Here is a 21906-nt window from a genome sequence, read left to right as displayed (position 1 = left end):
TGGCCCCGGCACCATCGGGAAATGGCTTGCCGGGACAGGGAACGACCTGGCGGTCGCCCCCGCCCTTTTGCTCGCGTTGGGTTTCGCGCCGGTCAGACCCGGTTCAGACACACGTCAGACCCAGGGGCGGCTTTGCGAGGCCTGCGTTTCAAAGCCGTCGATTGCGCCGACCTTTTCCATGGTCAGCGCAATATCGTCGAGCCCTTCAAGCAGGCAATGCTTCTTGAAGGCGTCGATCTCGAACGAGAACTGTTCGCCGTCCGACGTGGTGACCACCTGGTCTTCAAGATCCACGGTCATGCGCGCGTTCGCGCCTTTTTCCGCGTCCTTCATCAGCACGTCCACGGCGTCTTGCGGCAGGACGATCGGCAACATGCCGTTCTTGAAGCAGTTGTTGTAGAAAATATCCGCAAAGGACGTGGACACCACCGCCTTGATACCGAAATCGGCCAGCGCCCAGGGCGCGTGTTCGCGAGACGAGCCGCAGCCGAAATTGTCGCCCGCGATGATGACCTGTGCGTCGCGGTAGGCCGGCTGGTTCAGCACGAATTCGGGGTTCTCGGACCCGTCATCCAGATAGCGCATCTCGTCGAAGGCATGCACGCCCAGGCCGGAGCGCTTGATCGTCTTGAGGAACTGCTTGGGGATGATCATGTCGGTGTCGATGTTCACCAGCGGCATCGGCGCCGCGATCCCGGTGAGCTTTTCGAATTTTTCCATCGCGTCTTCTCCTGGCCCCGCCCCGTGCGGATGCCGGATTGAGTAAGGCAATTCCGCGCAGACGACAAGTATCGCAGGGCGGGGCGGCCATGAAAACGGCGGCGCGTGTGGGCCGCGCCGCCGGGTTACATCCCGCACTGTCGTGCTGTCAGTGCCGGGTGTTGCGTCGGCGCATCGCAGCCAGCCCGCCCAGCCCGGCGATCAGCAGCCAACCCGCTGCCGGAATCGGGACCGGCGCGGTGATTTCCGCGGTGCCAACCGCTCCGTTGCGCGCGGAAAAAAGATAGCGGCCCGGCTCGCCGATATTCGAACTGCTCGCCAACGCGGTGACGCTGCCGTCGACAAAGGCGCCGTTCACCGCCGATCCCGCGATCTCGTAGTAGGTGCCCGCTTCGCCGGTCCCGTTGGAAAAGCCCGCCCGCGCGGAATCGCCGCCAAGCCCGTTGCTGTCGCCGCCGGAAAAGGTCCCGGCTTCCCAGCCGATATTGCCGTAGTTGAATTCGATGTCGAAATTGCCGAGCCCGGTGGCCGACCGATCGATCAGCACGAGCTGAAAGCTGTTGGTCGCGCGCCCCTCTGTCCCGCCGAAGAAGCCGACGTCGCTCCAGTTGACTCCAAAGGCGTCATAGCCCCCGACGGCTCCTCTGCCATAGGTGACGGAAGATCCGTAATTGCGCGTATCCACATCCGCAAAGAAGGGTGCGATGATCTGGCGGCCCGTCGCCGTCAGGTCGAACGGCGTGAACGTGTTGAGCGCGCTTTCGAACGTCACGTTGCCATTGTTGTTCACATACAGCTGGTTGTTGGTCCGCCCGAAGAAGTTCGTTTCGAACCCGATATCGACGGCCATGCTTGATCCGTCGTCATTCGCCCCAAGCGTGGCGGAATCGAATCCCGTCCGCAGGATCGCCGCCGCACCTTCGCTGGCCGAGACGATAAGCCCGGACGCGACAGCCAGCGCCAGCGGGATGAGTTTCAAGGTCATGCAATTCATTGGGTCTGAGTCCTGTTCGACACTGGTTTCGCGCTTGCAGTGCCCCGGTTGCGGGCCCTCGGGCAAGGTCATCGCCTGTATAGCATGAAGCGCGGGCGGCCATTCCAAATATGTTAACATATGGTTAACACCCCGGAGTCCCTGCGGGCGGCGCCGTGCAAGCGCCTGTCGAACGTCAGACGTTGATGACGATACCGCGAAACGAGCCGAAGATATGGCTTGCAGCCAGACCACCGGCGCCGAATGGCCGTGGGCCCACGGCACGGGTAACGACCGGCGCGCCGGGGCCTACACCCGCGAGGCATCAAAGGAACGGCCCGTCTGTCGCATCGAACAGAACGATGGCGACGAGGATTCGAAATCGCACAGCCAGTTGCGCAAGCCGCCCTGACCTGCGCCCTTCTCGCCGCGCCGACGCGCAGGTTCGCGCGGGCCACGCCCCCGAAAAAGCCGCGTGCGAGGATCCGCGCGCGGCCTGGTCTGACCCGATCTTGCTGCCTCAGGCGTCGGCCATCGCGCCCATCAGATCGCGCACGTCGGTCAGGCGCCCGGTCAGCGCGGCGGCGGCGGCCATCGCGGGCGACATCAGGTGCGTACGCCCGCCCTTGCCCTGACGCCCCTCGAAGTTGCGATTCGACGTCGCCGCGCAGCGTTCGCCCGCCGACAGCTGGTCGGGGTTCATCGCAAGGCACATCGAACAGCCCGCAAGGCGCCATTCGAACCCGGCGTCGATAAAGATCTGCGCCAGTCCTTCTTCTTCGGCTTGGGCGCGCACGAGGCCCGACCCCGGCACGACCATGGCGCGCATCCCGTCCTTGATCTTTTTGCCCCTGAGGATCTCGGCGGCGGCGCGCAGATCCTCGATCCGGCCGTTGGTGCAGGACCCGATGAACACCGTGTCGATCTGGATGTCGGTCAGCTTCTGACCCGCTTCCAGCCCCATGTATTCCAGCGCGCGCTTGGCCGCGGCAACCTTGCCGCCGGTGAAATCGTCAGGCGCGGGCACGGTGGCGGAAATCGGCAGAACGTCCTCGGGCGAGGTGCCCCAGGTGACGACGGGTTCGATTTCCTCGCCCTTGATGGTGACGACCTTGTCCCAATGCGCGTCGTCATCGGAATACAGCGTCTTCCACCAGGTCAGCGCGGCTTCGAACTGGGCGCCCTTGGGCGCGTGCGGGCGACCCTTGACGTAGGCAAAGGTGGTTTCGTCCGGCGCGATCAGGCCGGCGCGCGCGCCGCCTTCGATGGCCATGTTGCATACGGTCATCCGGCCTTCCATCGACAGCGACCGGATCGCCTCGCCGCAATACTCGATGACATAGCCGGTGCCGCCGCCGGTGCCGGTCTTGCCGATCACCGACAGCGTGATGTCCTTGGCGGTGACGCCGGGGCGCAGCTGGCCGGTGATCTCGACCTTCATGTTCCTGGACTTGGTCTGGATCAGCGTCTGGGTGGCCAGCACGTGTTCGACCTCGGACGTTCCGATGCCATGCGCCAGCGAGCCGAAGGCGCCATGCGTGGCCGTGTGCGAATCACCGCAGACCACGGTCATGCCCGGCAGGGTCCAGCCCTGTTCCGGCCCGACGATATGAACGATGCCCTGACGCACGTCGCTGACCGGGTAATAGGTCACGCCGAAATCGCGCGCGTTCTTGTCCAGCGCTTCGACCTGAATGCGCGATTCCTCGTTTTCGATGCCATTCTCGCGGTCAAGCGTGGTCGGCACGTTATGGTCGGGCACGGCGATGGTGCGCTGCGGCGCGCGGACCTTGCGCCCGGTCATCCGCAGCCCTTCAAACGCCTGAGGGCTGGTGACTTCGTGCACGAGATGGCGGTCGATGTACAAAAGGCAGGTGCCGTCTTCGTCCTGCTGGACGACATGGGCATCCCAGATCTTGTCGTAGAGTGTCTTGGGGGACATGGGGCCTCTCCCTGGATGTGATGAATACAGCGTCTGGGGCGCGCCGGAACGCGCGGCGGCCCCTATGGGCGCGCGAGAACGGAGCATCGGGCGCCGTGGAAACGCCATGGCAAGCGGGCGCGGTCGTCCATGTCGAAAATGCGTTTCATGGTCAGGTCAGATACAGGGCAAGGCCACGCCGCGCAAGGGTTTGCGCAGAAGCACACCCCCCGCGTGCGGCCCCCGTTGCGATGCGAAAGCACCAGCCCTCGCCGCGCCCGCGGTCCGCCGAACAGGCACGCCGACAGCACGAAACCCGTAACGCTCTGTCGATCCCTTTGTTGACAACCACGGCGCCGGGCATCCATTGCCGCCTTTGGCGCAAATCATACCCGCTCCAAAGCATGGGTTTGTCCGTCGCCGATCTTTCCGCGCCGTGAACCACCCGCTTGCCGTCCGCCGCCCGGAGTGTAACTCTGATGCCCGACATGGAGGCAGGATGACCCCGCAAGAGGCCCCGCAACACAGCCCGTTCGACGCGCTGATGGCGACACTGATGGACCTGCTCGCGCTGGCGGACAGTTTTCTCGCAACCTTTCTGCGGCCCTGGAACTTCTACCAGATCGGCATCGCCGTGGCGATTTTCGTCTTCGCGCACCTGCTGGCCGGCCGGCTCAGCCCCGCGATCCGCGATTGGCTGCGATCCCGCGAGGGCTGGCCGACGTGGCGGTTGCGGATCTTCATCGTGCTGCAGCGCCGGGTCCGAACGATGATCTTTGTCGCGCTGATCTGGCTTGTCGTCGAGGTGATGAAACAGACCACCTGGCCGTCGCGGTCCTACCTGCTTGCGATCATCGCCGAACTGGCCAGTGCCTGGCTGCTCATCGCCCTTGCGACGCGGCTGATCGGCAATCCGGGCGCGCGCACGCTGCTGCGCTACACCGCCTGGATCTGGGTGACGATCTCGATCCTCGGGCTGGCGGATGAAACCCGCGACATGCTGGAAAGCGTTGCGATCAGCATCGGCACATCGCGCCTGTCGATGTGGCTGATACTGCAGGCCATCGTGCTCCTGATCGCGCTGGTGGCACTGGCGCGGTTCCTTGCCGGGGCGGGCGCCGCAAGCATCCGAAGGAACGAGACGATCAGCCCCTCGATGCAGGTGCTGGGGGTGAAATTCCTTCAGGTCTGCCTGTACGGCGCCGCCTTCTTTCTGGCGCTCAAGCTGGTCGGTGTCGATCTGACGGGGCTTGCGGTGCTGTCGGGGGCGATCGGCGTCGGGCTTGGGTTCGGCTTGCAAAAAGTGGTGTCGAACCTTGTGTCCGGCATCATCATCCTGCTCGACAAGTCGATCAAGCCCGGCGACGTGATCTCGCTGGGCGAGACCTTCGGCTGGATCAATGCGCTGGGCGCGCGCTATGTGTCGATTACCACGCGGGACGGCAAGGAATACCTGATCCCCAACGAAGACCTGATTACCGGGCAGGTGGTCAACTGGTCGCATTCCAACGATTTTGTCCGGCTCGACATCTTTTTCGGCACGTCCTACGGCGACGACCCGCATCTGGTGCGCCGCATCGCCATCGACGCCGCCTCGGGCGTGAGCCGCGTGCTGACCGACCGCGCGCCCGTCTGCCATGTCGTCGGATTCGGAGACAGCTCGGTCGATTACATCCTGCGGTTCTGGATTTCCGATCCCACCGGCGGGCTGACCAATATCCGGGGCAACGTCTATCTTGCGCTTTGGGATGCGTTCCGTTCAAATGGAATCTCGATTCCCTTCCCCCAGCGCGAGGTCCGTGTGGTAAACGAAACCCTGCCGAAAATTCAGACGTGATCGGCCGCGTTACGAATGCGCAATCCGATTCATGCGACGAACGCGCCTATAGGCGTCAGGACCGCCAGACATGCCGCGACGCCCCACGCGATCGCGCCCCGGCAGCATATGGCCGGTACGCGGGATGCCGATCGGTGGACGCCCGTCGCAGCCGCACCGCCAGGCCCGGTCACACGCCCCCCCTCATGCCAGGGACGCGCCCGGATGCGCCGCCCCGGCCCCCCAGAACGCCGGGCAGGTGACGAAAGGTCGCGGCTGACAAACGCCGCGCACCGTCCCATGCTGAGGCTGGAAATCAGACGTCCGGACACCCCGTTCCGGACAGCGAAGGAGTGTTCATGACTTTCACCAAGGACGATATTGTCATCCTGGGCGGCGCCCGCACCGCCATAGGCAGCTTTGGCGGCAGTCTTTCCAAGGTACCGCCCATCACACTGGCCACCTGCGTCGCGAAGGCCGCGCTGGAACGCGCCGGGGTCGAGGGCGGACAGATCGGCCATGTGGTCTTTGGCCACGTCATCAACACGGAACCGCGCGACATGTACCTGTCGCGCGTCGCGGCAATGCAGGCCGGTACGCCGGATTCCGTCCCCGCGATGAACGTCAACCGGCTGTGCGGATCCGGCGTTCAGGCCATCGTTTCGGCAACGCAATCGCTGATGCTGGGGGATGCGGATTTTGCGCTGGCGGGCGGGGCGGAATGCATGTCGCGCGCGCCCTTTATCGTTCCGGATCAGCGGTTTGGTCACAAGATGGGCGACGTGGCCAGCATTGACATGATGGTGGGGGCGCTCAGCTGTCCGTTCGGCACCGGCCATATGGGCGTCACGGCGGAAAACGTCGCCACGGAATGCGGCATCAGCCGCGAGGATCAGGATGCCTTCGCGCTGGAAAGCCAGACCAGGGCGGCAGCGGCGATCCGCGCGGGGTGGTTCAGCGAACAAATTGTTCCGGTCGAGATTCCATCGCGGCACGGGCCCACGTTCTTCGATGTCGACGAGCACCCCAAGCCAACCACCGCCGAGGCGCTCACCGGGTTGCGCCCGGTCTTTCGTCAGGCGGGAACCGTGACCGCGGGCAATGCCTCGGGGATCAACGACGGCGCGGGGGCATTGGTGCTGGCGCGGGCCAGCGCCGCCGAAAAGGCCGGGCTGACGCCGCGGGCCCGCGTGCTGGGCTATGCCCACGCCGGAGTGCGCGCCGAGGTCATGGGGCTGGGTCCGATCCCCGCGGTCGAGGCGCTCTGCGCCCGCACCGGCCTTGCCATCGGGGATTTCGATCTGATCGAATCGAACGAGGCCTTCGCGGCGCAGGCGCTGGCGGTAAACCGGGCGCTCGAATTTGATCCCGATGTGGTGAACCCCAATGGCGGCGCCATCGCGCTGGGGCATCCGGTCGGAGCGACCGGCGCGATCCTGACCATCAAGGCGCTGTACGAACTGGAACGGATCAACGGGCGGCGGGCGCTTGTCACCATGTGCATCGGCGGCGGTCAGGGAATCGCGCTTGCGATCGAACGGGTCTAGCGCAGCTCGATCGAAACCCGTTCCGCGTCGCCGGTCGCGTCGATCACCGACAGGGTGGTGAACCCCGGCCCGCGGGACGGCATCGTCAGCAGCGGGCCCTGCTGTCGCGTGGCAACGATTTCACCGTCGGCCAGCAGGGTATAGGGCGGCACGCCGCCCCGCAGCTTGATCGGGATGCCCTGCCCGTCCAGCACCAGCCGCGCCCCGTCGGGGGGGAACGCCACCTCGAACGCCGGGGGGGCATGCGGCCCGCCAAAGCGGCGCAAACGGGTCGGCAGCGCGGCCGAGCCAGGCAGCAGCGCATCGGGCGGCGGCGCGGGCAGCGGCACCGGATCGGCCCTCACCCGGCCCAGTGCCTCGAACAGCAGGGGCGCGGCAAGATCGCCGCCAAAGGCGCCGGGCACCGGTGTGCCGTCGGGCCGCCCGATCCACACCCCGACGACATAACGCCCGTCCCAGCCCAGCGCCCAGGCATCGCGGTGCCCATAGGATGTGCCGGTTTTCCACGCCACCCGCCCCGGCGGGCCTGCCGCGGGGGGCGGCGACAGCCCCGCCAGCACATGGCCCACCTGCCAGGCCGCCCGCTGGCTCAGTATCCGCACCGGATCGCCGCGCGGCGCGTCGGCCGACCAGCGCAGCGGATGCGCCGTGCCCTGTTGTGCCAGCGCGGTATAAAGCGTCACCATCTCCCATGGGCTGACACCGACGCCGCCCAGGCTGACCGCAAGGCCCGCCCTGCCGCCGGGCAGTTGCGGGTCCATCCCCGCCGCGCGCATCGCCGCAATCAGATGCGCCGGACCAAGCGCCTGGGTCAGCCGCACCACCGGGATGTTCAGCGACAGTTGCAACGCGCGCGCCACCCGCAGATCGCCGTGGAACTGCCCGTCGAAATTTTGCGGTGCGTAGCTGCCGAACCGCACCGGCGTGTCCGAGATCAGCGTATCGGGATGCGCCAGCCCCCGGTCGAAGGCCAGCCCGTAGACCAGCGGTTTCAGCGTCGATCCGGGCGAGCGCACCGCCCGCGTCATATCGACAAACCCCTGCCCGCGCCCATCCGCATAACCGGTCGATCCGACGCTGGCGAGGACCTCGCCGCTGGCATGATCGGCAACGATCAGCGCCACGGACAGCCTCTGGCCGCGCCCTGCCATATAACTGCGGACAAGCGTTTCAAGACTGGTCTGAAGCCCCGCATCCAGCGTCAGGCGCAGCGTTCCGTCGCGCCGCGCCCGGTCCGCAAGGTGGGGCGCAAGCAACGGCATCCGCTGCCGCGTGCCGGGCACCGGCGCGCGCATCGCGGCCCGGGCGTCGGCCCTGTCCAGCGTGTCAAGCCTGGCCATGCGCGCCAGCACCCGGTCGCGCACGGCGCGCGCGGCGGCAGGGTGGCGATCGGGACGGCGGGCCTCGGGCGACTGGGGCAGCGCGACCAGCAGTGCCGCCTCGGCGGGGGTCAGGCGGCGCGGCTCCTTGCCCAGCCAGATCAGCGATGCGGCGCGGACGCCTTCGATGTTGCCGCCATAGGGCGCGAGTTCCAGATATAGTTGCAGGATTTCGTCCTTGGACAGCCGTCGTTCAAGCGCCAGCGCCACGCGGGCCTGGCGCAGTTTGCCGCGCCAGTCGCCGGTCGGGCCGTCCTCGATCAGGCGCGCCACCTGCATGGTCAGCGTCGAGGCCCCGGACACCACATGCCCAGCCCGCAAGGCTTGCCAGCCCGCGCGCAGCACCGCCCAGAGGTCGACACCGGAATGGCGGCGGAACCGGCGGTCTTCCCACGCGATCAGCATGTCGGTCAGCAAGGGGTCAACGGACGCGGCGGGCGTGGCCATGCGCCACAGACCGTCGTCCACGGTATAGGCCCGCAACAGCACGCCATTGCGGTCCGTCACCTCGGGCGAGATGGCGTGGACAAGGACGGGCAGCCGGGTTCGCGCGACCCAGTCGTCGCCCCCGTCGCGCGCCAGCGCCCCCGCCCAAAGCGCAAGAACAAGGGCAAGCCAAAGCCTAGCCATCCGCCTCCCACAATCCGGGATAGATGGTGACAAAGCCTTCGGTGTCGACGGCAAGCTGGGTGGCGTAGTCGGTTTCCGCCGCGTGATAGGCCACGATCTGTCCGCGCTCGCGGGTGTAGCTTTGGGTCAGCGGAGTGACCTGCGGACCCGGAAAGCGCAGCCAGGCCGCGCGGGCGGTCATCCGTCCCACATCGGGAAGCCGCCGCAACGGCATCAGCTTGGTGGCGGGCGTAAAGGCGAAATCGACGTCCTCACAGCCCGCCAGCTGCGGCTGGGGCACGCTGTTCAGCGTCCAGTCTCCGCCGGCGCCGCGCGACAGCTTGACCGCTACGTCATCATCGCCGTGGCGGCCGGTGACATCCGCCGAAAGCGTCGCCCAGTCGGCGCCGATGCGCACCACATAATCCAGCGCGGCCCAACCCGCGCCATCACGGAAACGCGCGTGCCCCACCAGCATGAAGCCTGCGCCCAGATGAGCAAGGCGGCACTTGTCTTCGCCGTCGCGGTCAAGCGCGCGCCAGCGCAGGGTGGCGATGGTTTCTGTCATCTGATCTCCAATGTTCCGGATGCGGTGGTGGCGCGGTATTCGGGCCGGTACATGTCGAAGGCCAGCGCCGCCGGGTGGTGGAAGGTACCGACAGACACGGCCCGCACGATATAGGCCAGCCGGATCGGATCGGCACCCGCCCGGGTGACGGCGGCCATGAACCGTTCGGCGCGGAATTCGGCGTTCTCCACGTCAGAGGTTTGCAGCCAGTCAAGGGCGCGGATGTCGCCCGCGCGCAGCAGCGAGGGGTTGTCGATTTCGAACCCGGCAGGCAGCGCGTCGTCGATCATCAGCCGGGCGTGGCGATCGTCGGCGGGCCGCACGGTCAGCACGGTCACAAGGCGGTCGCCCTGCGCCACGGGGCCGTCCACCGGCGCGCCCGCCATGGTGTAATAGTCACGGCTGATGGCATAGCCATAGCCGGTCGCCGGCGTGCCCGCGCCCGGAACGCCCAGCGCCGTGATGGTCAGCGGCACCGGACCGGGGCCGGTGTTGGTGATCTCGGTCATACCCAGCGCATCGCCCGGAATGCGCCGGATCAGCGGGCCGGATACCGGCACGCCGTCCATCATCAGCCCGGCATCCGGGGCTTCGGTCAGCGCGTGGGCCGCCAGCAGGGACCAGGCCTGTTCCTGCGTCGACAAGGGCCGGTCGCCCGCCGAAATCCGCGTGATCGCCGCCTCGCGGTCGATGACCTGCGAGCGGGCGCTGGCGGCCAGCGACAGCAACCCCGCCGCGTCACGCAGCTGCGATCCGTAATCGTCGCGCCACCCGGTTTCCGGCGTGCGCGATAGCGCGGCGGCGGCCTTGGTAAACATCGCGTCGGCACGCGGCTGATCGCCGTAGCTGGCCAGCGCCGCGCCAAGCTGCGCACGCGCCAGGGCCGTGGCCAGCGCCTCGCCGCGTTCGTCCGCATAATAGCGCAGGTCTGCGACGGCGGCGCGCCCCTCGCGGGCCAGCACCAGGAGCGCATAGGCGATGTCTTCGCCGCCATCGTCGAAATCGGGCGCATAGGCGATGCGGTTGGACAGGTTGTCCAGCGCCGCCTGCATCGCACGGTCGGGAATGGTGTGGCCCGCCGCCTGCGCGCGGGACAGGAAATCGGTGACATAGGCATCCAGCCAGAAATCCCCCGACCCGGCCTGCCACAGCCCGAAGGCGCCATTGGCGGATTGCCGCGCCAGCACCACGCCGATCGCGTCGTCGATGCGCCGCGCGATCCGCCCCGCATCGCCCATGCCCAGCGCCTGCGCCGCATCGCCAAGGTAAAGCAGCGGCAGCGCCTTGCTGGTCACCTGTTCGGTGCAGCCATAGGGATACCGGTTCAACGACGCCAGCAGCCCCGGCACATCCAGCCGCGCCAGCGGGCCAGCCGACACCAGCACCTCGGCCCCGTCAGGGCGCAACCCGTCAAGCACCGCGTCATCCAGAACAAAGCTTTGCCCCTGTCCCAGCACCAGCCGCCGGGTACGCCCCACCGCCGGATCGGTTGCGCGCACGCCGACAGTCAGGCGTTTTTGCAGCCGCTCGCCGCCCGGCAGCGTCAGCGTCAGCGTAATGACGTGATCGCCGGCCACATCCGGCGCGGTCAGCGGCACGGTCAGGGTCTGGCTTTTGCCTTCGGACAGGGCCACCTCGGGCGCGGGGCCAGGCGTCAGCCCGTCGCCGTCGATGTCCAGCGGCATCGCCCCGGCAGGCCCCGAAACATGGGTCAGGTCCAGCCGCAATCGCGTCGTATCACCCGGCGCCAGGAAGCGCGGCAGTGAGGCAGTCATCACCACCGGGTCGCGCACCAGCACATCCGCCGTGGCCTGCCCGACGGCGCCATCCGACCAGGCCACGGCCATCAGCCGCACGGTGCCGTTGAAATCGGGCATGTCAAAGCGCAGCTCGGCCTTGCCGTCACGGATCTGCACCGGGCCGGAAAACTGCGCCACGAGGTCTTCGGTCGGCGGGGGCGCCTGCATCCGCATCGTCGATCCCGCATCGCCGCCCGACCGGATCTGCCCCATCGCCCCGTTCATCCCGTCGATGAGCCGCCCGTAGATGTCGCGGATCTCGACCGCCAGCCGCTGCTGTCCGAAATAATGCGCCGACGGGTTCGGACTGTCGAAACCGGTGAGGTTGAGAATACCCAGATCGACCGCCGCGACGGTGACCCAGGCGGTGTCGCCCTCGGCGATGCCATCGACGGTGACCGTAGCGGTCAGCGGGCCGCGCGGGGCGCTTTGCGCCGGCGTGTCCAGCTGCACGGCCAGCGCACTGGCGCCGGGATCAAGCGCCGCGTGCGCCAGCCCAAGGCTGCGCGCTGGCGCCTGCCCGGCGGCCACGTCCATCGGGCGGACCATCTGCACGGTGACATAGGCCCCCGCGCCCCAGGCGTCGGTCACCGGCAGGTCGATCACGGTTTCGCCTGCGGGCAACGTCACCTGCCGCGCCGCGATCACCCGGTCCGACAGCACCGTTACAAGCGCCGCGCCCGCATCGCGGGGCACGACACGCAGATGGGCGGTGTCGCCGGCGCGGTAGCGGTCCTTGTCCAGCGACAGATCCAGCGTATCGGGCGTGGCGACGGCCCCGGCGGGGGCGTACCAGCCCGCCTCGAACCCGGTCGAAGACACCGGGCCGGTGCCGCCGGTCTGCCCCACGACGATCTCGTAATCGCCCCAGGTGACATCGGCGGCAACTCGGACCGGATCGTCGCCCAGCGTGACGCTGCCCCGCGCGACGGTTTCGCGCGTGGTGATCGGCTCCCAGTTCCAGTTGCCGTATAGCTGGTACCACTGGTAGCGCGTGGTGACGCGGTTGACCTGCCAATCGACCTGCATCGGCACCGGGGTCAGATCGGGGCCAACGGCGATCAGCGCAAAGCCCGCCTCGGCGTTTTCGGCAAGCGTGCCATCGGCTTCGGGGCGAATGCCGATCAGCGGCGCCCGCGGCGGGATCGCGCGGGTCAGGGCACGTTCGACCGGACGGCCAGAGCCTTCGGTGACGCGCAGCGTGACGCGCGCCTCTTGCGGGCGGTCCATCGGGGTGTCGGGCAGCGTCAGCGGCACCGTCGCATGCCCGGAAGCATCGGTGCGCAGATCGCCGGGAAGAGCCTGCGCCTGCGGGGTCGCATCGTCGTCGTGCCGTCCGAAGCGGTAGCCGGGGAACGCCTCCAGCGTCGATTTCGGCAGCAGCGTCAGGTCGCCCTCGATCGCCAGATCGGCACCCGGCGCGCCGAACAGGTAGCGCGCATCGACCGTCAGCAAGGCGCCGGACACGCGCAGGTCGGCGGGCAGCGACAGGGTGACGTCGATGCGTTCGGGAGTGAAATCCTCGACCAGGAGGGCGGAGGTGGCAAGCGCGGCTGCGTCGGGATCGGCGAAGAGTTCAAGCCGCCAGGTGCCGCGGGGCACGGCGGGTGGCAAGGGCAGGTCGAACACATGGCCGCCGGCACGCGGATCGGTCGATACCCGGCGCGTCTGTTCAACCCCGTCGGGGCGCGTCAGCACGACGGTCAGCGGCACGTCAGGCACCGCGCGCACCTGCGCGTCGCGCAACAGCGCGGTGGCGTGGATCGTCTCGCCGGTGCGATAGGCGCCCCGGTCGGTGGTCAGAAACGCATCAAGCGGCCCCGAAGGCGCGCGGCCCGCAACGCCGCGGTCGGACAGATCAAAGGCCGGATCGGTCAGCGACAGGAACGCGATGTCGGTGTCCCCGCGCGTGGCGGTCACCAGCGCGGGGGCGGCACCGGCGGGGCCGCGCGTCATCCCGGCGGCAAACCGCGCCACCCCGTCGACATCCGTCACCGCCCGCCCCAGCACCGCATTGGCACGCGAGATCAGCGCCACCTCAAGCCCCGCCATCGGCGCGGCATCGCCGAGCCCGCGCGCGAACACCGTCAGCCCGTCTGCCCCGTCAAGCGTCGTCAGGCCGATGTCGGACAGCACGAACCACTGCGTCGCCGCGCCATCGTCATAGGGGTCGGCCCCCGGCACAGCCGCGCTGAGCGCATAGATCCCGGCGGGCATGTCGCGAAGGATGTCCTGCATCGGCAGGCGCGTGGTCATGTCGGCGTTCAGCCTGTTGCCGGTTTCGCCCCTGCCGGTCCAGACCCGTTCGGCCAGATCCCGCGAAAAGCGGTCGAGCGCCCAGCCCGACAGGGGTTTGCCGAAATAGCTGTCCTGCATGGCGCGCACGAGGTTTCGGTCGGACACCCGGAACAGCGTCAGCGCGACCTCTGACAGGTTTACCGTTTCGACCGGCAGGCCGGCCCGTTCGGTTTTCGGCAGCACATAGGCGCGGCCCGGAAACCGCACCGACGGATCCCTGTCGCGCACATAGGCGGTGATTTCGACGTCGCGCGCCAGCGTTTCCCCCCCCGCGGACGGCAGCCCGGCGCGAAAGGTCAGCCGGTAGCGCGCCCCGTGGCTGACGCCGGTGATGCACAGGCGGCGGTCTTCGGCAGTGACCGCGAGCACCGGGTCGGGCAGGCGCACGAAGGGGGCGTAATCGCGTCCGACGCGGATCAGTGGGTCGGAAAATTCGGCGCAGATCCTCGGGGCGGCACTTTCCGTCTCGACCACATGGCCGGTGATGCGAAATCCGAACTGCGCGATCGCCCGATCCAGCGCCGCATTCACCGCCGGCGAGGGCGACAGCCGTTGCGCCAGCCGCAGCGCGGGCACGGTCAGGCGCGGCGCGCCGGTCGCCTCAAGCGCGTCGGCCAACAGCATCAGCGCCTCGGCCCGCTGCGCATCGCCTTCCAGTCGCAGGTAAGCGTTGATCGCCGCCAGACGGGCGCGATCCTGCGCGGTGCGGGCCTCGGTGTCTACCTGAGCGTCCCTGGCGATGCGCGACTGCATCCGCCCATAGGCCAGCCAGCCGGTCCCATCATCCGCCCGCGCCAATGCGGCCCCGGTCCATTGCAGCGCGTCGCGCAGGTTTCCCCGCGCCTCGGCGGCATGGGCGGCATCGCGCAGCTCGGGCGCGGTCCACTGGCCGCCGCCGTGCCGCGCCCCAAGCGCTCCCGCCTCGTCACGCGCGGCGCCCAACGCCGCCTCACCCAGGAAATCCAGATCCGCCGCGCGCGCCGCGCCGCGCGCCAGCGCCGCCGGATCGGTCGCGATCACCACCGCCGACACCGCCCCCTGAAAGGGCGACCGTTCCAGCACGCCGGTCTTGGGAAAGCACGCCTTCGACCGGGTGTTGAATGTAAACGCCCCGCAAGCCGCATCGTTGAGGCAGGCGGATTGGCAGGCGGGCAGCGTGGTGTCGAACAACGGCTGCAAATCCGCGCCGTAAAAATCCGTGTCCGGGCTGACCACGATCCGCCGTTCGGGCAGCACGGGCTGCGCGGCGGCGACCTGCGCGACAAACAGCCCCAGCGCCAGAAAAAGCCAGATCCGTGTCATCGCGGAACCTCCCCAAGCAAATCAACGCCATGGTGGCCCCGCCCCGCAGGAATGGCAACGATTCCCGCAGCGTTGATTCATCCGCGCTTAATCCGATCTTCACCAGGCCGCGTGCAATCTGGCGACGGTTTCGGAGGGCGACAGGACGATGAGTCTTACGGCACGGCTGGCAGAAGAGCGCCGCGCACGTCTGGCAGCGGAGCGCCTGCTCGAGCTCAAGCAGGCGGAACTTTTTGCTGCCAACAGGAAACTGAACAAACACGCCCGCGCGCTCAGCAGCGAGATTCATGAAACACGCGCCGAGATATCCGAGGTCCGGTCCGAAAACCAGATCGTCAAATCGCAGCTGGGCCTGGCCAACCAAAAGATCGAACTGGTCGAAGGCCAATTGTGGAAGGCGCTGCAAACCATGCGCGACGGGTTCGCCATGTTCGCGCCGGGCAAGACGCTGGAACTGGCGAACCCGTCCTATCTGGCGCCGTTCGAAAACATCGACAGCGTCGGGCCGGGCGCAAGCTACGGCCATGTGCTGGGCATGCTGATGGAAGAAGGCATCGTCGATCCGCAGGGTCAGAAACCGCGCGACTGGCTGGACCAGATGATGGCAAGGTGGGACAACGATCCCATCCCCGCGACCACCATCCGGCTGTGGGACGGGCGGTTCATCAAGGTACAGGACAGGCATATGGCGGACGGCGGCGTGGTGTCGCTGTGTGTCGACATCACCGACCTGATGCGCATGTGGTCCGCCGTCGAGGAACTGCCCGACGGTTTTGTCATCTACGATTCCGATGAACGGCTGCTGATGTGCAACGGCACTTACCGCGAGATCTATCACAAGACCGCCCCCGCCATCGTGCCCGGCCGCAGCTTTGAGGACATCCTGCGCTACGGTCTGGCGCAGGGCCAGCACATCGACGCCGTCGGCCGCGAGGAAGAATGGCTTGAGGAACGGCTCGCATCGCATCGCAGCGCCTCGACCGAAAAGGAACAGCAGCTCGACGACGGGCGCTGGCTGCGAATCTACGAACGCCCTCTCAGCGATGGCGGGCGCGTGGGCCTGCGGGTCGACATCACCGACATCAAGCGAACGCAGCAGGAACTCGAAGTCGCCAAGCTGCGCGCCGAGGCTGCGAGCCGCGCGAAATCGGCGTTCCTTGCGAACATGAGCCATGAAATCCGCACGCCGATGAACGGCGTCGTGGGCATGGCCGATCTTCTGCGCGATTCCGACCTGTCCGACGAACAGAAGCTCTATGTCGACACCATCCGCAGCTCGGGCGAGGCGCTGCTGGTCATCATCAACGACATCCTTGATTATTCCAAGATCGAGGCGGAAAAACTGACGCTGAAACCCGAACTTTTCGATCTTGAACGCACCGTGCATGACATCGTGCTGCTGCTTCAGCCCGCCGCACGGGAAAAGGGCGTCGAACTGCTGGTCGATTACGACATGTTCCTGCCAACAAGCGTGATGGGCGATCCGGGTCGCATCCGGCAAATTCTGACCAACCTGATCGGCAACGCGGTGAAATTCACCGCCGACGGGCATGTGATGGTCCGCCTGACCGGCCTGATCGAAGACAGCGACCGTGCGTGCATCCATATCACGGTCGAGGATACCGGCATCGGCATCGCCGCCGACAAGATCGACCACGTCTTCGGTGAATTCAATCAGGCCGACGACGACTGCAACCGCCAGTTCGAAGGCACCGGACTGGGGCTTGCCATCACCAAGCGCCTTGTCGAGATGATGGGCGGCGAGGTCTGGGCGCAATCCGATCTGGGCCTGGGGTCCTGTTTCGGGCTGAAAATACCGCTCGACGTGGCCGAGGATACATCGGCCGACCCTGTGCCGATGCCCGAGGGGCTGCGCACCGTGTTGCTGATCGACGATCACGCGATGACCCGCGCAATCCTGAGCGCCCAGCTCGAAGGCCTTGGCCTGCGCGTCACCGCCTGCCAGACCGGCGAAGATGCGCTGGACAAGATGAGCGAACCGCCCGATCTGGTGATCTCGGAACAGGATCTGCCCGAACTCAGCGGCCTTGATCTGGCGCGACAGCTCGGGTGGCTGGTGCCCGATCTTCCGCTTATCCTGCTCTCTGCGGATCCGCAGGCGATTTCCGACGATGCGCGCCCCGCCGGAGTTCATGCGGTGCTGCCCAAGCCAGTGCAGAGGCGGCGGCTGATTTCGGCGCTCGCGTCGCTTTACGCATCGTCCGTGCCCGTTCCCGCCTCGGGCGTCGAGCCTGGCGTCGACTCTCACACGGGCCCCGGCGTGGCCCCGGACGCCGAGCCCGGCATCGATGCGCCGCTCGCGTTCCCCGCGTTCCGCCATCGGGACATGACGTCGGGCTTTGCCTCTGTGCGCAGCGCGCCGCCGCCCGCGCCGGAAACGACGCCCGCGCGCCCGCTCGACATTCTTCTGGCCGAAGACAACCGGACCAACCAGCTGGTCTTTCGCAAGATGATCCAGAAGCTGGACGTACTGGTCAAGCTGCGTTTCGCGGCCAACGGAATCGAGGCGCTGGAGGCGTATAAGGAACGGCGCCCCGACATCGTGTTCATGGATATTTCGATGCCGAAAATGGACGGCAAGGCAGCCACGCACGAAATTCGCAAGATCGAGTCGGCCGGCGGTCCGTGCGTGCCGATCATTGCCGTGACCGCCCACGCGATGGCGGGCGACCGCGACGGCATTCTCGAAGCCGGACTGGATGATTACCTGACCAAGCCGCTGCGCCGGACGGAACTGGCGCATCTGGTCGACAAATGGACCGGGCCGGATGCCCCGCAGGTCGCAACCCTGGTTGCGATTGATGGCGGCGCGGCCCGGCTGGAAGATCGGGCGTGACCGGCCAGCCCGTGCCGACGCGGATCAGCCGCGCAGGAACACCGGCCGCCCCGGCTCCGAAGTGGCGGGATCGAACGCGTACCCTCCGACATCAAAGGCCTGGATGTCGGCCGGGTCCGTCGCGCCGGTTTGCAGCACCCAGCGCGCCATTGCCCCCCTTGCGCGCTTGGCCGCGACACCGATGACCCGCCGTTTTCCCCCGGTCATATCTTCGAACCGGGGGCTGACGAGCGCCAGATCGCCCAGCGCGGATGGCTTGACCGCCTTGCTGTATTCTTCCGACGCAAGGTTCATAATCGCGCCCGCACCCGCTGCGGCGGCGTCTTCGACGATGGCTTCCGAAATTTTCGTATCCCAGAATTCATACAGCGTGCCCGCCGGATGGCCGGGGATTTTCCGCCCCATTTCCATCCGGTAAGCGCAGACGCCATCCGACGGGCGCAGCAAGCCGTACAACCCTGACAGGAAACGCAGCCGCACCGCCGCGGATTGCTGCGCGTCCTCGTCCAGCGTGCCGAATTCCAGTTCCCTAGCGACATCTCCGTCAAACAGAAGGCCCGCCGCGCAATCTCCGGTCCGGGTCCAGTCGGCAAACCTGTCGACGTTCAGCGCAGCCAGCGCCCCGGACACCTTCATGATCTGCGAAATGTCTTGCGCCGACCATGTCCGCGCCACCGAGACGAGGTCTTCGGCCTCGTCAAGAAAGCGCGGAACCGTGGTGGCATGGCCTGCGGCGCGGGTTTCGTTCACGTTCTTGGCGGGTGACAACAGGATAAGCAAAGGGCCGGTCTCCTACATGCGGCAAGGGGCGTCGTGTGGGGCGGCGCCCCGGCGGCCCCTTTCTGCACCGGTTTCGCGCCGGAGCCAACCGCGAGACCGGCCCCCGGATGTGTCGGTCATCTAGCCCTCATTGCCCTGCTCCAGAACGTCCAGAAAGGCGGCGCCGAAACGGTCGATCTTTTGTTCGCCCATGCCGCCCATGCGCGCGAGGTCGGACAGCGTCGACGGCCGCCGCTCGGCGATCTGGCGCAGCGTCGCGGTGGTGCAGGACAGCGGCTTGCCGGTGCCGTCTTCGCCCCGCGCCAGATCCAGTTGCACCTGTTGCAACCGGTCAAGGATCGCCCCGGCATCCGTTCCCGCCAGCTTGCGGCGCGCCGGGTGCATATCTTCGACAGCGCCGGTGATGACGGACAGGAACTGCGCGCCGTAGCTTTCCAGCTTCTTCGCCCCCACGCCGTTGATCCGGGCCATGTCGTCCAGACTGGCGGGCCGCTTTTCCGCCATTTCGATCAGCGTGCGGTCGGGAAAGATCATGTAGGGCGGCAACTGCGCGTCGCGCGCCAGCGCCGTGCGCATCGCTTTCAGCGCCGACATCATCGGCGCATCCTCTTCGGAGACCAGCGTCTTGACCTGCGGGCGGCGGTCGGCGGCGCGGTCGATGACGTCGCGCCGCAACCTGATCGTTTCCTGGCCCCTGAGGATCGGCACAGCGGCGTCGGTCATCACCAGCGCGCCGTGGCGGTCGGCATCGGGTCGGACAAGGTCGAACCCCATCATCTGCCGGAACACCGCCTGCCACTGGCCTTTCTTCAGGTCACGACCCACGCCGAAGGTGGGCAGCTTGTCATGGCCGCGCTGGCGCACCTTGTCGGTGTCGTTGCCCATCAGGATATCGACCAGATGCCCCATGCCAAAGCTTTCACCCGTGCGCAGCGCCGCGGACAGCGCCTTGCGCACCGCCTCGGTGCCGTCGAACACCAACGGAGGCTTGTCGCACAGATCGCAATTGCCGCAAGGTTCAGACGCTTCGCCGAAGTAGTTCAGCAGCTGCTGACGTCGGCAGCCCAGCGCCTCGGCCAGACCCAGCAGCGCGTTCAGCCGCCCGTGGTCGGCGGCGCGGCGTTCCGGGGGCGCGTTGCCCTCGTCGATCTGCGAGCGGCGCAGGCGGATGTCATCGGCCCCGTACAGGGTCATGGTTTCGGCGGGGGCACCATCGCGACCGGCGCGTCCGATTTCCTGGTAGTAGGATTCGATGGACTTGGGCAGGTCGGCGTGGGCCACCCAGCGGATGTCGGGCTTGTCGACTCCCATGCCAAAGGCGACGGTGGCGACCACGATCAGCCCATCCTCGACGGCAAAGCGTTCCTCGACCTCGCGGCGGTCCTCGGGGAACATGCCGCCGTGGTAGTGGCAGGCGCTGTGACCGTCATCGCGCAGCGCCCCGGCGATGGACTCGGTCTTGTTGCGGGTGCCGCAATAGACGATGCCCGACCGCCCCTTGCGCGCGGCGGCAAAGCGCAGGATCTGGCTGCGCGGGTTGTCCTTCGGGCGGAAGGCCAGGTGAATGTTGGGCCGGTCAAAGCCGCGCAGAAAGGTCTTGGGCTCTTCGCCATCGAACAGGCGGCGGGTGATTTCCTCTTGGGTTTCGGGATCGGCGGTCGCGGTGAAAGCGGCCAGCGGCACGCCCAGCGCCCGGCGCAATTCGCCGATGCGCAGGTAGTCGGGTCGGAAATCATGCCCCCACTGGCTGACGCAATGCGCCTCGTCCACGGCGATCAGACTGACGCCCGCCTCGGCCAACATCCGCTGCGTGCCGCCATTGGCCAGCCGTTCCGGCGCCAGATACAGCAGTTTCAGCCGGCCTTCGTGCAGCATGGTCCACACGGCGTCGGTTTCTTCGGGCGTGTTGCCCGAGGTCAGTGCCCCGGCGCACACCCCCAGTTCACGCAGACCGCGCACCTGATCGCGCATCAGCGCGATCAGCGGAGAGATCACCACCGTGATTCCGCCCCGCATCAGCGCGGGCAACTGAAAGCACAGCGACTTGCCGCCGCCCGTCGGCATGATCGCCAGCACGTTGTCGCCGCGCGCCACCGCATCGACGATTTCGCCCTGTCCAGGGCGGAAAACGTCAAAGCCGAAGACCTCTTTCAGCAGCGCCTCGCCTGGCGGGCTGGCGCTTTCGTCTGCGTCGCGGGGCATCGCGTGGATCCTGCCAATTTTCGCTAAATCTGCTCTGGGATGCAGGATCGCATACTAAGATTCGGTGAACAAGCCTGCCGCCCGCGTCACAACGGTCAGAACAGCAGCGTCGGCAGGATATAATCGCGCAGCGAGATCACGATGATGAACACCACCAGCGGCGCCAGATCCAGCGGCCGCGTGTCCGGCAGAATGCGCCGGATCGGGGTGTACAGCGGTTCGAGCAGGCGATTCAGCCCCGCCCAGATCTGCGCCACGATCGGCTGACGCAGGTTGAGGATGTTGAAATTGATCAGCCAGCTCATGATGATATGGACGATCATGATGAAAAAGACCACATCAAGGATCAGCTTCAGCGGTCCGTAAATTGCCATCATGTGCCGGTCTTCCCTTTCGCCCTGGTTGCCGAGGGTATTTAGGCATGCCATCCGTGCGGAACAAGAGTGCCGTGAAGTCGTGGTTGATGCACCGCCACAGCGCGGCAGTCTCGCCACAAAAAGAAGGAACCGCTGCATGTACCCGTTCATCCGCATGGCCAAGGAAATGGCCAAGTTCAGAAATGCCGACCCGCTGGGGGTGAATGGAATGCATGTGTCGCATCACACCTGCTGGCCCTGGGACATCGACCTGTGGCGCGAGCTGAACAACGGGCGCACGCTGACGCTGTACGATCTGGGGCGCATTCCGCTGGCGACGCGGACAGGGCTGATCGGGGTTCTCAAGCGCGAAGGCTGGGGGCTGACGGTGGCGGGCGCCTGTGTGCGCTATCGCCGCCGCATCCGCGTGTTCGAAACCTTCGAGATGCGCTCGCATATCGTGGGCTGGGATGCGCGGTTCATCTATCTTGAACAAAGCATGTGGCGCCAGGACGGAATCTGCGCCAATCACGCGGTCTATCGCGGCGCCATCACCGGACCGGGCGGGATCGTGCCGCCCACACAGGTTCTGACCGCGATGGGGCATGACACCCAGTCCCCCCCCCTGCCTGAATTCGTGCAGAAATGGATCGACGCCGAGGATGTCCGCCCCTGGCCGCCGCGCATGTGACCCCGCCCGGTGAAACATCCGCGACAGGCGCCTTTGCCGCTTGCCTGCCGGGGCACCCGCCTGCTCTAACCCGGCACACACAGCAGGG

General features: G+C 67.0%; 14 protein-coding genes. 5 read left to right on the top strand and 9 right to left on the bottom strand.

The features are described 5' to 3' along the window. Positions 1–114: 114 nt before the first annotated feature. Together leuD and ATI53_RS14860 are read right to left on the bottom strand one after the other, a co-directional pair. Positions 115–720, bottom strand: a complete 606-nt coding sequence (leuD, locus tag ATI53_RS14865; protein ID WP_111550730.1) for a 3-isopropylmalate dehydratase small subunit — start codon at positions 718–720, stop codon at positions 115–117. Between the two features lie 148 nt (positions 721–868). Continuing rightward, positions 869–1705 (bottom strand): nidogen-like domain-containing protein, encoded by an 837-nt coding sequence (locus tag ATI53_RS14860; protein ID WP_240778587.1) that lies wholly within the window; start codon positions 1703–1705, stop codon positions 869–871. Positions 1706–1928: 223 nt separating this feature from the next. Between ATI53_RS14860 and ATI53_RS23350 the strand changes: the two genes are divergently transcribed. Continuing rightward, positions 1929–2105: a hypothetical protein gene (locus ATI53_RS23350; protein ID WP_170134587.1), complete on the top strand. Its 177-nt coding sequence runs from the start codon at positions 1929–1931 to the stop codon at positions 2103–2105. Positions 2106–2213: 108 nt separating this feature from the next. Here ATI53_RS23350 and leuC read toward each other — a convergent pair whose 3' ends face one another. Continuing rightward, positions 2214–3635 carry a 3-isopropylmalate dehydratase large subunit gene (gene leuC / locus ATI53_RS14855; protein WP_009505989.1) on the bottom strand — a complete coding sequence of 474 codons (1422 nt, stop codon included), beginning with the start codon at positions 3633–3635 and terminating at the stop codon, positions 2214–2216. Between the two features lie 478 nt (positions 3636–4113). Between leuC and ATI53_RS14845 the strand changes: the two genes are divergently transcribed. Together ATI53_RS14845 and ATI53_RS14840 are read left to right on the top strand one after the other, a co-directional pair. Next, positions 4114–5451: a mechanosensitive ion channel family protein gene (locus ATI53_RS14845; RefSeq protein ID WP_009505988.1), complete on the top strand. Its 1338-nt coding sequence runs from the start codon at positions 4114–4116 to the stop codon at positions 5449–5451. A 338-nt stretch (positions 5452–5789) separates the two neighbouring features. Beyond that, positions 5790–6977, top strand: coding sequence for an acetyl-CoA C-acyltransferase family protein (locus tag ATI53_RS14840; RefSeq protein ID WP_009505987.1), 1188 nt, complete (start codon positions 5790–5792; stop codon positions 6975–6977). Here ATI53_RS14840 and pbpC read toward each other — a convergent pair. The 3 genes from pbpC to ATI53_RS14825 are packed head-to-tail and all read right to left on the bottom strand — an operon-like array spanning position 6974 to position 14932. After that, positions 6974–8986, bottom strand: coding sequence for a penicillin-binding protein 1C (pbpC, locus tag ATI53_RS14835; protein ID WP_111550728.1), 2013 nt, complete (start codon positions 8984–8986; stop codon positions 6974–6976). The two genes, ATI53_RS14840 and pbpC, sit on opposite strands and share 4 nt — an antisense overlap. Then, positions 8979–9533 (bottom strand): putative glycolipid-binding domain-containing protein, encoded by a 555-nt coding sequence (locus ATI53_RS14830; RefSeq protein ID WP_009505985.1) that lies wholly within the window; start codon positions 9531–9533, stop codon positions 8979–8981. Before ATI53_RS14830 ends, pbpC begins: the two co-directional genes overlap by 8 nt. Further along, positions 9530–14932: an alpha-2-macroglobulin family protein gene (locus tag ATI53_RS14825; RefSeq protein ID WP_111550727.1), complete on the bottom strand. Its 5403-nt coding sequence runs from the start codon at positions 14930–14932 to the stop codon at positions 9530–9532. Before ATI53_RS14825 ends, ATI53_RS14830 begins: the two co-directional genes overlap by 4 nt. Positions 14933–15080: 148 nt before the next feature. Here ATI53_RS14825 and ATI53_RS14820 point away from each other — a divergent pair, with 148 nt between their 5' ends. Continuing rightward, positions 15081–17789 carry a hybrid sensor histidine kinase/response regulator gene (locus ATI53_RS14820; RefSeq protein ID WP_111550726.1) on the top strand — a complete coding sequence of 903 codons (2709 nt, stop codon included), beginning with the start codon at positions 15081–15083 and terminating at the stop codon, positions 17787–17789. 24 nt (positions 17790–17813) lie between these two features. Here ATI53_RS14820 and ATI53_RS14815 read toward each other — a convergent pair whose 3' ends face one another. The 3 genes from ATI53_RS14815 to ATI53_RS14805 form a co-directional block, all read right to left on the bottom strand. Then, positions 17814–18569, bottom strand: coding sequence for a YaaA family protein (locus ATI53_RS14815; protein ID WP_111550725.1), 756 nt, complete (start codon positions 18567–18569; stop codon positions 17814–17816). A gap of 120 nt (positions 18570–18689) precedes the next feature. After that, the gene (gene recQ / locus ATI53_RS14810; RefSeq protein ID WP_009505981.1) at positions 18690–20771 is read right to left on the bottom strand and encodes a DNA helicase RecQ; all 2082 of its coding nucleotides are present in this window, start codon (positions 20769–20771) and stop codon (positions 18690–18692) included. Positions 20772–20866: 95 nt separating this feature from the next. Then, a complete protein-coding gene (locus tag ATI53_RS14805; protein WP_009505980.1) occupies positions 20867–21148 on the bottom strand; it encodes a YggT family protein in 282 nt (93 codons plus the stop codon). 136 nt (positions 21149–21284) lie between these two features. On the opposite strand from ATI53_RS14805, the gene ATI53_RS14800 reads away from it, so the two are divergent. Then, the gene (locus ATI53_RS14800) at positions 21285–21818 is read left to right on the top strand and encodes an acyl-CoA thioesterase (protein WP_009505979.1); all 534 of its coding nucleotides are present in this window, start codon (positions 21285–21287) and stop codon (positions 21816–21818) included. Positions 21819–21906 lie beyond the last annotated feature (88 nt).

It is taken from the genome of Salipiger aestuarii (assembly GCF_003259905.1).
Classification (GTDB): domain Bacteria; phylum Pseudomonadota; class Alphaproteobacteria; order Rhodobacterales; family Rhodobacteraceae; genus Salipiger; species Salipiger aestuarii.
The sequence above is the reverse complement of the archived record's forward strand: the minus strand, read 5'-3'. Positions and strand labels throughout refer to the sequence as shown.